Annotated in this window: 7 protein-coding genes; 3 read left to right on the top strand and 4 right to left on the bottom strand. The window is 59.2% G+C overall.

The window, feature by feature from the left end:
* Positions 1-1,390: 1,390 nt before the first annotated feature.
* The gene (locus AC0L30_RS41595; RefSeq protein WP_473406683.1) at positions 1,391-4,150 is read right to left on the bottom strand and encodes a S8 family serine peptidase; all 2,760 of its coding nucleotides are present in this window, start codon (positions 4,148-4,150) and stop codon (positions 1,391-1,393) included.
* Positions 4,151-4,901: 751 nt separating this feature from the next.
* Here AC0L30_RS41595 and AC0L30_RS41600 point away from each other — a divergent pair.
* Positions 4,902-5,141: a hypothetical protein gene (locus AC0L30_RS41600; protein ID WP_083870004.1), complete on the top strand. Its 240-nt coding sequence runs from the start codon at positions 4,902-4,904 to the stop codon at positions 5,139-5,141.
* A 959-nt stretch (positions 5,142-6,100) separates the two neighbouring features.
* On the opposite strand, the gene AC0L30_RS41605 is transcribed toward AC0L30_RS41600, so the two are convergent.
* Complete coding sequence (locus tag AC0L30_RS41605) at positions 6,101-6,355, bottom strand: hypothetical protein (protein WP_007601846.1); 255 nt, start codon at positions 6,353-6,355, stop codon at positions 6,101-6,103.
* Between the two features lie 2,007 nt (positions 6,356-8,362).
* Between AC0L30_RS41605 and AC0L30_RS41610 the strand changes: the two genes are divergently transcribed.
* Positions 8,363-8,680, top strand: coding sequence for a hypothetical protein (locus AC0L30_RS41610; RefSeq protein ID WP_354171570.1), 318 nt, complete (start codon positions 8,363-8,365; stop codon positions 8,678-8,680).
* Positions 8,681-9,717: 1,037 nt separating this feature from the next.
* Positions 9,718-9,930 (top strand): hypothetical protein, encoded by a 213-nt coding sequence (locus tag AC0L30_RS41615; RefSeq protein ID WP_007601850.1) that lies wholly within the window; start codon positions 9,718-9,720, stop codon positions 9,928-9,930.
* Between the two features lie 268 nt (positions 9,931-10,198).
* On the opposite strand, the gene AC0L30_RS41620 is transcribed toward AC0L30_RS41615, so the two are convergent.
* Both AC0L30_RS41620 and AC0L30_RS41625 read right to left on the bottom strand, forming a co-directional pair.
* Positions 10,199-10,531 carry a hypothetical protein gene (locus AC0L30_RS41620; protein WP_007601852.1) on the bottom strand — a complete coding sequence of 111 codons (333 nt, stop codon included), beginning with the start codon at positions 10,529-10,531 and terminating at the stop codon, positions 10,199-10,201.
* A gap of 145 nt (positions 10,532-10,676) precedes the next feature.
* Positions 10,677-11,294: a LabA-like NYN domain-containing protein gene (locus AC0L30_RS41625; RefSeq protein WP_473406684.1), complete on the bottom strand. Its 618-nt coding sequence runs from the start codon at positions 11,292-11,294 to the stop codon at positions 10,677-10,679.
* Positions 11,295-12,058 lie beyond the last annotated feature (764 nt).

A 12,058-nucleotide genomic window follows, 5' to 3' on the forward strand; every position in this document is an offset into this window, starting at 1 on the left:
CGAAAACCGAGGAGTCCGACGAGCTCTAACGGTTAACTGGAAAGATCAGCGCGCTGCGGCCTACCGCGTAGGGTTACTCAATGGTCAACCAAAGCCGTTTGAATGACGCGGATGAAAAGCGCGACGCTGTTGGTCGTTGGCTTCGTGTCTGCTGGCGTTTGGTAGCAGGGCGCCGCCATAGGTCAGACCTTAGTCGCTCCGCCGCTTCCGCTCGCTCCGCCATCGAGCGAACGGGAGCCGGCACTCCGGCCACCCCTAAGAATGCCTGGCCGACAACGGCGGCGGCCAAAGTATCGTCGCCACCGGCGCCGGCCAAGAATCCAAGGCCTTCGGCGAAGACCAATGGCGGGCCGTCATCGCGGACCGACGCTCTCCGGCCGGCAGCGTCGAACAAGGTTTTGTCTACACCATTGATCGGCGCGCCTGCGTCGGTCCTCAGCCCAGCCGGGGACTACGATGGCTTTAGCGTCGGCACGGTTGACGATAGTAAAACGTCAGGTTACGCGGCGCGAACCATGAAGTCCCGCGCAGCAAGACCTTCCTAGCCCAATTCGGGGGCAGACAACATCGCGGCACAGCACCTGGTTGAGCAAGTAGATGAGGTATTGCAGCGCAAGCTTACGATCTGCCGCGGCTGCAGGTAGGTGGTCGGCAATGACGGCAGGCGCTGTTGACCAATGCAAGCGCTTGTTGATTCTCGCATGGACCTATTGTCGGATGAAAACTATGGCATGTGGAGGTCGCGGAGCAACGTAAAAGCGTGCCTCACAGGCGAGGCATTCCAAGTGCTCCGCAATGTCAACCCGCAATCCAGATAACATCTTTTTTGACCAGCAATCCGGGCATTCTCTCTGGTTCAATGCGTCAAGAGCATCTGCGACAGTCATTTCGAGCTCGTGAAACTGGCGGCATCAGACACCGAAAGAGCGACTGATGTGTTTCGCCATCACGATAGCAACGTCCGTATAGCGGCCGTTCGACCAGAACTGATCGCAAACCAGCAAAAAGAACAGCGCACTAAGCGAAATCAGAATTCCCTTGCACATAGCGGACTTGTCCCTTGATGAGACTGCCAACCGAGCAGGTATGAACTGAGAGAGACGATATGCTTCTGAAGTCGCAGTTGCGACGATCTGCAATGATTCAGGCTGGCAAGAAGCCGTTACTAATCCGTTAACTGACGGATCCGAAAATCTCTGCGGAAGGTCGGCCTCTGGTCCGAAGCTGCTGATCTCGGAGAGGTCCGCTATTCGGGCTATCGTCTCGAACCCTCGCGTGCTCTCCCCTGGAGTCAACAACTATTCATTCGTGAGTCGGGCGACCGTGAACTCTGAGCTGAGAGCAAAGTGTGAATGTCTCAGGCGACTTGGTCAAACTCAGTCCTGGGTGCTCAAGGTGTAACAGTCACGCTCTTGAAGACGGTGCCGCCATTGTTGGACCGGCCGCTGAAGCGGACGGTCTGCGGGCCTCGCGAGGTGGCACTGAATTTCCAGATGGCGGAGCGCGTATCGGCCTCCGTTACAGTGCCAAGTGTGAGGCTGGCCGCATTTGAAAAATCCATCGCCACGCCATCCTCGCGGGTGGTCGAGACCCCGAGCAGGCTTAGACCGCTAGACCCCGCCGCCGCTGACACCTGAACCCCATATGCCTCGTAACTCGGGTTGAAAATGGTTGTCTTGATTGTGAAGGTCGAGCCGATCGCGGGAGACGTTGTGCTCGGCGTAGCCGTCATCGAAATCGCAGGCGTTGGATCGCCGCGAATGATTTTAGCTGCGATTGCCACCGGCAAGCCAAATGAGGGAGCTCTCCAGTTGATTGCTTTGAGCCGGAGAACGCCAGAAGGCGGATTGTCGATGATGAGATATTCGACGTTGTCGATATTAGACTGCGAGGCCCAGCCACCACATTGTCCAACTGCGTCCGGCGTGCAACTGGCGCCGGGATCGGCCCACAGGTCAACATCGTATGTCACCGCCTGTGATGCCCCTGCGCTCGCTTCGGGCTCGTCCCAAGTAAGCACAGCGACGACCCGCTTGGTACCCCGAGGCACGTCGATGTCGAAGAAGCCCCAAGACTTGTCGGTGATTGTCATCCACGCCCAATGGCCGCTCCAGCCGTTGGGGTCGAGGCGCGCCCAATGCGATTGATAATCGGAGACGCGTCCGAGCCCAAAATCATTGCGTCCGCCACCGGTGTTGTTCGCCGGACTGACCTCGTCCGAATGCAGCGTAGCGGAAGCCATGAGATGGGCACGCAGCAAGTGCGGTCGATCTCTGAAATCAGGATAGTGCTCCAGCAACGTCGTCGCGATGCCACTGACATGTGGCGTTGCCATGCTGCATCCGCTCTTATCCACATAACCATCCGTCGTTCCCGCCTGCGCGGAGGTCACGACAGCACCTGTTGCAACGAGGTCTGGCTTCATCCGATTATCGCCGGTCGGGCCGCGGCTGCTGCTGCCGGACAGTTCGCCAACCAAGCTCGATCCCGCGTCCTGCACGTTTCCGACCGTAAGAGCATTCTTGGCCACGCCGGGAGACCAGATCGATTGTGCGCCCGGGCCGTTATTGCCGGAGCACACGATGTAGGCCTGGCGTGTTTCCCAGACGCGGGCGTCGAGCTTGCGCGATTCGGAATCGGTTCCAGTCTGTCCCGATCCGCTCGCCCCACCGCTCAGATTGATGACAGAGGGGCGTGGCGCGTCGCAGCTGGTCGGGTCCGCCATGTAGTCGATTGCGTCCCGCAACCAAGAGTTTTGTCCAGTGTTGGTCGATTTCCAGATCTTTCCAACCCGGATGCGCTCACGCGAACCGACCGCAGTTGCGACGCCCCGGAACCGCGCTTTCGCAGCCCCAGTTCCGGAGATGGTTGCGAGGACGTGAGTGCCATGGCCATTCTGATCATTCCAAACGCCCGCAGCGTCGCTCGTGAAATTAATCCCGCAACCGTTCTTGTTGAGGTCTTGGTGCATGGTTGCCGCCGCGCTTCCCAACATGGCGCCGGTGTCGAGTAAGCCCAACACAGTTCCGGCACCCAGGAAGCCGGACGCTCGGATGTAATCGACGCCATTCGTAGCCATGCTCTGATCGTGTCCGCCGCCGCTGCGACGCTCGATTTCGATGAACAGGATGAAATCCAAACCGGAAAGAATGCGGATCTGTTCGGGTGTTGCGAGAGCCTCATAGCTCCGCAACACCGGGTCGTAGCGACCGACCTCCGCACCCGTAGCTTGGACCCGTTCGGCGAACGAAGTTTTGGGATCAGTTTCAAACAGGCTGATGACAATTGGAAATCGAACCACCTCGGCCCCGAAACGCTCGATGGCAGATCTCAGCTCCGGCGCTAATTTTTGGTCGGGCAAGGGGTAAGCCAGTGATCTAAACCCGGGCAATCTGGCAATACCCTCCAACGCCTGGGCTTGCAGGGGGACGCGGACCTTGAGTGCTGTCCCATGCAGCCCGAGCGATGCGACCCCGAACTCGCTCATCAGCGTGCGCTCCGTGGCCGCGTCCGGCAGGAAATCCATCAGCAGAAAGGCATAGGTCTCAGTCCGCTCCCCTGCGGCTAAATCCGATCGTATGCGCGGGTCGATCCCGGTGGCCGGTGTCGTCGTCCCTCCCGAGAACCCAAGCCGATAGGCCTCAAACGATCGGACATCCGACGCGCCGCGCGAAGGATAATTGGCCGGAGGCTTCGGGCGATCCTTTGGCGCAGAGAGCGGCCTGTTGGGCGCCTCCGTTTGGACTGTTGTCGCCTCAGTGCCCCGATGCGGAAGTGCATCGCGCGGCGGCTTGCGATCGACAGGGGGAACCAACCGATCCGCCACTGATTCGTCAGACTTGGTCGGCCCGAAGTCGCGGCGTTTGGTGTCATCCGCGCTCGTCGCACTAGGTAGCCCAACGCCCGCCCGGCGCAATCCGAAGTTTTTGACCCCGTCCTGGACGGCCTCGAGCGAAAGGGGGGCGCCCTCGTCGTCTCGATTGATGCGCATAGTGCTATTTTGGCCGCTCGACGCGCCTTCCGCGGGAGCAACGGTCTGCGCAGACGCAAGCGCGACAGGCGCAGCAACCAGTAAGGTCGCAACGAGTGTTCTCAACGGCACTGAACGACAGCAATAGGTTAAACGCTTGGGTAAGAAGGTTTCGTTCATTGGCTTCCTCCAAATGAACATTCTTACGCGGCGACTTTGATCCGACACCTGAATCGTCGGAATGGCACACACAAGCCGGCAGAATCAAATCTGCTTCGCGCGAACATCACGACGCGGTCGCGCTCGATCTTTTGCGTTGAGCATCCTGGCAAATCAATAAATGAATCCTAACAGCACAACGGAAGATTATGCAGTGATTTAGTTCACAAGATTGCTAATTCGATTCAAAATAGACAAGCTCGTGAAATCCAATCGGCCCGTCCTTCCATAACAACACATACGCAGGCCTGCAGGCCCAGCGCCGGCGTGGGCGTTTTGAGCCCAGGTCACCTATCTGAGCAGTGCCCGATACTGCGGCACTGCCATTGCTACGGCCTTACCAGCGCCGCCTCATCGGAAACGCGCCACGCTGCGACGCCAAAACACAGCGTAAGCATCAACGTGGTCAGCAATAGCAGGACTGAGAAAAAGTGGCTCACACGCGTCTCCGCAACAGAACGTCCCAGTACGGGCGCAGGTGGATGGTTCGAAAAATACAGCTGCGCTGACCTGGCTTCCTTTTCCACAGGTTGTAAAATGCTAGATCAACAGCTTTGAACAGCGGAGCGCATCGTCGATCGGTTCGCGCGGGGCCGGGCAACTTCGCGCCGCGCTGATCGTAGCTAAGCGTCACGGCAGGAGTTATGATCTTTCCTTCTCGCTCCGGTCATTCGCTTCAAGGAGTCTGGCAGTGATAAAAATCTTACAAGGAATGCTCCTCGCGACCTCGGTTCTCACTGCTGCTAGTGCGGCGCACGCAGCGGGTGGCTGTGGCGAGGGCTGTCACAGGACAACCGGTGGCGCATGTGTCGTTGACGGCTGGGGCACGGGAGCCAAGGTTCGGAACGAATGCCCGGCGACCTCTCGCCCCCGTCCACCCTGCGGCGGCGGGGATTTCATCTGGGACCGCACCAAACAGGCGTGCTTTCAAAATAACCGCAGCTGGTTCTGATCTTAGTGCGTTGCCCCAGCGCCGGTGCGAACGAGTTCAGACAGGAGCAGCTTGGCCGTCATTTCTGGCGGCACCCCTCCCACGTGGGTTGCCTTACTTCCAAGCGCCGACTGCAGGTACACGATGGAGTTCTGGACGAAATATGTCCCGTGATGCGCAACACCGTCGATTGTGACCGTTAGGGTGCGAACTACAGCAGGCCTTCCCCTGTGAAGCCTCGCTCACGGCAGTCCTTTAAAGCTCACGCACTAAGTGCATGATTCAGGCTGGCGTAAAAACTTAAACCAGCGTGTCACTCTCTGAGGCGTTACTCGCGGCAGGCCCGGCGCACCGTGGCAGTCCTGCGTGGACTAGAGAACGATCGAGGGGCCGCCAGTAAGGCGGCCTCTTTCGCCGGTTCACGCTGGCCGGCCTAGCACTCCCGGCGCTCAAATCCGCAATTGGATGGGCAGCCGAGAGCATTAGGGGCGGGAAAGCAAGCCGTGCCATGTTCGCTCTAATGTGACAAGGCGCCACCGGTAGTTGTCCGGAGTCCATTTTCGGAACGGGGTGTTCTACTGTCGGAACACCGGCGAGATTTGAGACCAAGTTATTTGTAGTTGCCCGGGATGGCCGCAGTGGGGCTGGAACCACGCTGCGGCCTTTCCCTTGAGTGCACCTGAGGGGCAATGTTTTCTGCGGGGGGATTTGTGAGCATCCAAAGCATCGGGGCGACTATCTCGGAGCGCGAGCTGGCAGCGCGCGGCGTGCAATCATTGCGGCATTCCGATTGCATGGAGATCGTTGAAAATCTCCTCGTTCGCTTGAAGGCCCTGGACCAGGAATTGGCCGCACGAAACAAGAGCCAAGCTAAGCTCGAACGCGAGACGATCCCGGCTTGGGGGCCTGAGGGTTGATGCGGGGGCCGCTCCGCCAGCTCGAGGAAGAGAGCTAGCGAGACAGCAAGCCGGGCAGTGATGCTAGGTTCCTACGGCTTTCAGCAGCCGCACGTAGGTACCGCTCTCGTGCAGCTCCAGCCAGCCCTTCTCGACAGCGCGCCTGATGCCGGCGCCGAACTCCGCGCCGCTTCCCTGGAGCGTGTAGAGGGAGGAGTAGTTGATCTTCTCGATATGGATTCTGCCGTCCTGTATCGCCTCGATGCCCGAAGCCAGCTGGACGAGCTGGCGGCCTGCGGCTTTTGGATCTGCAAAAGGGCGTTCGGTGTCGTGCTTCATCGCTGGAATCAAAACCTCAAGCCTATGCTTGGCCTGACTTGCCCGCTGCTGTCATGCCAGTTCGGGACGATATGCACAGATCCTGCGGCGCCGCGGTCTGAGCAGACCAGGCGCAAGCCGACGCGCGACCACGGCTGATCCTGCGGGAGTGTCTCGAGCCGCACGTCCACCTTGCGATCGCAACAGCCGTTCAAGTATTCGATGTTGCAGGTCACATGGCGTCAGCCAGCCATTCCGCAGGACTGTGGGGCGGATAGTGGCCGGACCATTTCGTGTGCCGAGGAGCGCGCCTGCCGCCAGCAAAGCTGGCATCTTAGGTATCTCGCAAATTATCGATTCCTGGTGGCTCGGAACGCGCGAGCGACCGCTTGTTTTAGGTGGGGAAAAGTCGCCTGAACGTCCGCCGCGTCACGCTCGCAGGCGCTCCCCTGAGCCGACAAACGAAGATGAAGCCGCCGGGCAAACAATACCTTGTCCCGGCGGCCTGATATCCGTCCAGCCCCGGGAGAGGATTAGCAAAAATCCCGGATACTGATCAGTATAGGCGCGCGGTGTGGGGGTTCAGTTCGCTTTTAGAAAATATACCCCAAAGCCCGCCGGCTCACGCCAGCATTGCCATGCTACAATCCAAGGGCAGTCGAGGGTCTTTCTGCTCGCATTGATTGAGAGCGATGCCGAGGCAGGTGCCACTATTTTCTTGTAGCGATTTGATCGACGGCAGGTAGGAGTGCGCAGAATGATTAGGCCGCTTCCATTGCTCTGGCTTTGGTCGGAGGCGCTGCACAGGCTCAGCAGGGCGCGCCTCGCAACCCTCAGAAATTGGAAAAATGCCAGTAGCTTGCTACCGAACGTGGTTTTTCGAGTGCGGGCGAAAGAGGAGAGGGACAAGGTCGCGCAAAGCGGGAGTTCGTGATCTCCTGCATGCATGGGAAGCAAAGCTGACCAGGCGCTTTGTCGAGCGGCCATTTTCGGCCCGCCGGTCACGCTGGCGGCCATACGGCGAAGGCCGCAGCGGGTGGTTAAATCGCTGCGGCCCCGCGTGGTCAAATGAAGCCGGGTCAAAAGGACCAAGTGAAATATGCAGCCAGCCCCGGTGCAGAAAATTCTGCCCCAGCTTGGTCTCGTTGACAAATACAATTCGGTGGAACCGAAATCCTTGCAGTGGGCATTTTGTTCCAAGAACGGAACGATATTGCTATTCTCCCGCGAACCGGAGCTTGGCGCGTGCGAAACCACCAACCTAAGCAGTGGGACCGAGGGCGAGGTACAGACGCTGATCAAAATGATCAAGGGAGGGTCGAGATCGCGACCGAGCTTGGGAGGTATATCGCGTCCGTCAAACGTGTGGCCGCGGGTATGGCCTTTTGCTGCGAAGCGCAAGGAGCGCTGCACAAAGACGCAGACGTATCAGCCGCTTGTAGAATCGCACTATTCTGACTCAGCCAAACCTTACGGGGAAAGCAGGGAATGGTTAGGCCCGGCGCATCATACCGGACTAGGACGCGTCGGGCCGCGACTCCGCAATCGCGCACAACTACGGAAGGCACGTGGCAATAGCGAGAACGATATCGGCGCCGAAGTCTCCGGAATAAACCGAAATCAGAAATCCCGCGGCCAGAGCAGCTACAATCACTTTGAGTGTCAGCATTTGACATCTCCACTTAAGTCGCGCGGACAAAAGTCGGCTCGGTCTTTTTCCAGGGTGCTTCGCGGGTCCAGCAGACAGTTTCATTCACTGAGTTGTTATCCCGGGCGTGCCGCGGTCCAGCCTAGCGGCCCTCAAGCCAACCAGCCCCTGCCGGTGCACTCGACCGGGGCTGCGCAGGTGGATGGCGGGAGGCTCAGATGTGAGGTGTCGCCCACCGCCGACGTCCGGCCGCTGGCGAGGCGATGCATATTCCGAGGATGAGAAACATTGCGAGCACGCGCATTTTGGATTCTTCTGACCAGGACCCTTTAGCTCTTTGCTATCTCACGTGCATTTTCTCGACGATCGAATAGAGCAGCATGAAGATCGGCAAGAAGACGAAGAACCAAACGGCCTCCGGTTCGACCCGGGAAAATTCGCGGTTGGGATCTGTTTCAGTGCCGAACGGCACAGGTGCCACAGGCGGCTTTGGACGCCTGCGTTTCACCGCTCGGCTTAGCAGCCGTCGAGTCGCTGGTTCGTCGGACGGCGGATCGCTTGCGCGTCGGCTCTGGTTCGTCACGACTTTAGACCGCGAACATCAGCGGGTATTTGCGGACCAGTTCGAGGTCAACGTAGCCGGCGGCATTGATCCACTCGTGGGGACAGTAAACGAGCGAGCCAGGGTCGAGCTCTAGGCCATCCCGTTTTATTGCCTCGCGCGTCCCCAGTCGGCCGGCCCATTGTCTCCGTCCGTTTGGATCAGGTCGCATCGTGTCGAACACGGTGTCGTTTTTCGTCATCGCAATTCCTGAGGTGTTGAAACCAATCTTTACGAAATGACCTCCGCATGACGCCGGTGTTCTCGCCGACAAGTGATATTCGCTTTTGCAGTTGCTCACCTCAAGCCCGCACAGGTCGTGCTGACCGTCTTCCCTGTCTCACTCTCGCCGTTGCAGGTTGCAGGAGTTTGGCGAAGGGTGGTCCAGAATTGATAGGTGCGGTCGGACCAGCCTCGGCACCCGCGGGCTGGAATGGTGGCTACCCGTCTGCTCCTCAGGGTGGGTGGGCCGCCAGCATTGGATCGCTCTCTTCGTCGAGTCAGCGCTTCTAGTGGCTTTAGGAGGAAGCCCACCATCCGTCGGGGAATGGCTCTAGCAAAGTCCGATCGACTTGGTTGTCGTTGTCAGGGGGCCTGAGAGCTCCTGCATTCCGCGCTAGTGGCGCGTGGCGACGGAGGCGGACAGACATGGCGCCCGGTTTACGAGTTCGAAGGCGGCGCGAAGGAGGATGTGTCAAGCGTAATGGGGGCACACCGCGAGCGCGGCGCTCTGCTTCTTCGACCAGGCCTCGAAGATATTCCAATTCTGAGAGCTGAGAAGTGAGTTCGCTAAGTCGTTCGGCGTAAACGATTGCGCGAGAGCCTCGCATAAATGTCCTCCCCAGCACAAAAAAAGCACTATCAGGATGGCGTCAGAGCAAATAGCGCGAGTAGCAAAAGTGGAACACTACCACCGGTAAATTGCGGATTTCAATACGTCAGGCTCACTGCCTCAGGACTGCGTCCACTCCCTTGCCAACTCGTCAACGATCTTGACCTATTTTGCCGAAAGCTTGGTTGGGCCCTGCAGTCAAAAGGGCCTGGGTGTAGAAGCCAGCGTAGAAGTTGCGCCAGCCTTTCGGCTTGCACTAAGCTCATCCGATTAGATCCGAATTGTTTTTGTGGAGTAGCGTCATGTCGAGTGCGATTGAGCTGATTGTGGACGGCTACGCGAGTCTGAAAGACCGCCAGTCGCTTGAGGAGCTGAGGATGCACCGCCGGCGCCTTGCCGGAGACCTGAAAGCCTGGGCGGGCTTTGACTGCAGGTTGTCGATTGCGCAGATCGAGCAGGACATCGAGGCAATCGAGGCCGGCTTGGAGACGTTGTCGGGGCCGGTCGGCGGTTAAGCTAAGGCGCCATCCGATGGCGGCGAGCGCGCAGGGAGGGCAAGTGCTGCGATCTTTCGTCAGGCTGCCCTCATGGTGGTTTGGTCATGTTCGTCCGCGTTCTGCCTGACGTCTGAGAAGATCATCGCTAAGCTTCGCGCCGCAGGCTACTCGCAGATCCAAGGAGGTGCCGACCGGAAAGATCAAGACCTACAAGGCCGTCAAGGAAAGCACCGCGCGCTCGCTAATCGTCGACAGCACCGGCCACATCGCAGAGGTGGCGAGATAGCTAGACGGGCAGACGAAGCCAAACGTCTTTACTGGACAGCGTGCCGGTTGGCGTCGCAATCTCCATATCGACGACGCGAAACGAGCCATGACTTTCGTAAACGTAGCGAAGGTGCCAGACCGGACCGAGTTCCGGCGAAAGGGCGAAGTCGTCCAACGCACGTGCGATGTTGTGAACGGCATCGCGTCGCCCGATCGGTGCGGAGAACATCGTCTCTATCAGCGCGGCCAGGCTCATGCCGCCGACCAGCATGGCTCGTGCAGCTTCGTCGCCGTGAGAAAGCCGGAGGGCGGTCAGGATCACGGCAATAGCGTCGGGGTTCTTCAGAGTCACAGCAGGTTCGCCTCGCCAGCAAAAACATAATGCCGGATGCCGCCCTTTTCATGCAAGCGACAACGAGCCGACGCCAACATATCTCAAGCGACAAACATGCCCACCGCGAGCCGCGCTTGCGGCATGCGGGCGCCGCCTTCAGGGTCTAGTCGTGTGGGTCATTTCCCTTCGGCTCCTGCAAGAATTTTGGCATGTGTCCACGCGCTTCACGATCACGCGGGGCGGGGCGTTCGGACGGGTCGCGGCCGAGTTTGGACTGCAGCTCGACGAGGTCGGTGAAGACGTCGGCCTGGCGGCGCAGCTCGTCGGCGATCATCGGCGGCTGGCTCGCGATCGTGGAAATCACGGTGACCCGCACGCCGCGGCGCTGAACGGCCTCGACCAGGGAGCGGAAGTCGCCGTCACCCGAGAACAGCACCATCTGGTCGATGTGCTCGGCGAGCTCCATGGCGTTCACGGCGAGCTCGATGTCCATGTTGCCCTTGACCTTGCGGCGGCCGGAGGCGTCGATGAACTCCTTGGTCGCCTTGGTGACCACGGTGTAGCCGTTGTAGTCGAGCCAGTCGATCAGCGGCCGGATCGAGGAGTATTCCTGATCCTCGATGATCGCGGTGTAGTAGAACGCCCGAAGCAGCGTCCCGCGGCTCTGAAACTCCTTCAACAGACGCTTGTAATCGATGTCGAAGCCCAGGGTTTTCGCGGTCGCGTAGAGATTGGCTCCATCGATGAAGAGCGCGATCTTGTCGGTAGAGGAAGGTGACATTCAGTTCACGCTTTCCGTGAAACAGCAGAGATCGGTAGCGAAGATCTTAGAGTACAGACTATGTTTTAAGCTTCAACTATTTTCGACCGGGGCTCGAACTCTGACAATAGCCGAAAGTTGGTGTGTCGGATTTGTAATGTATGCTGTCTAATTCCAGGTGCTTATCTCCATGGTGCTCACGCCATGCCTGTCGGCGATTTTGCCCTGTTTGATCTTTGGATCCACCGGCGCGGCCGCGGCGGGCGGTGGTCTGTTTCAGGTCCATGCGGAAACGTTCTGTTAGTCTGGAGCGAGAGAAGCCGGCCCGCAGCGCAATACATGGCTGCTCGGGCCATCTTCCAGTTGCTGCTGACCGCTCCTTATCTCGATCGAAGGAGATCCAAAGTTGCGTCGGCGCCTTACATGACTTTCGGACTCGTTTACACTGGGATGCGGTAAGGGTTCTTCGGTCGCCGTAGCAACGGAGCTCAGCGGGGGCGCTGCCCGATGGGTTCCCCTGTTTGGCGTCGACCAGCTGCAATGCGACATGCCGGCGTGTTGGCACGGTGCCGATAGGGTGCAGCCGCGCCGGCGCCGGAGGCGCTCCCGCTCCTGTTGCGCGCAAGGTTCGACGCCAGGAGGAGCGCCGTCCTGAACGCTATGGATCGGCTACCGAGCTGGCTTCCAGCCGAGAGCTTCGCGACCCCAAAATCGCGTAGTTATCTGAGCCGCTAACGGCCAGGCCGAGTGCCTACTGCCATTTTGCGATCGGCCCAGCTCTTAAC

Source organism: Bradyrhizobium sp. MI1.11 (assembly GCF_055811255.1).

Excerpts from the sequence above, each read along its gene's own strand:
- AC0L30_RS41595 (WP_473406683.1), bottom strand. The coding sequence starts at position 4,150 with ATGAACGAAACCTTCTTACCCAAGCGTTTAACCTATTGCTGTCGTTCA.
- AC0L30_RS41600 (WP_083870004.1), top strand. The coding sequence starts at position 4,902 with ATGCTCCTCGCGACCTCGGTTCTCACTGCTGCTAGTGCGGCGCACGCA.
- AC0L30_RS41605 (WP_007601846.1), bottom strand. The coding sequence starts at position 6,355 with ATGAAGCACGACACCGAACGCCCTTTTGCAGATCCAAAAGCCGCAGGC.
- AC0L30_RS41610 (WP_354171570.1), top strand. The coding sequence starts at position 8,363 with ATGAAGATCGGCAAGAAGACGAAGAACCAAACGGCCTCCGGTTCGACC.
- AC0L30_RS41615 (WP_007601850.1), top strand. The coding sequence starts at position 9,718 with ATGTCGAGTGCGATTGAGCTGATTGTGGACGGCTACGCGAGTCTGAAA.
- AC0L30_RS41625 (WP_473406684.1), bottom strand. The coding sequence starts at position 11,294 with ATGTCACCTTCCTCTACCGACAAGATCGCGCTCTTCATCGATGGAGCC.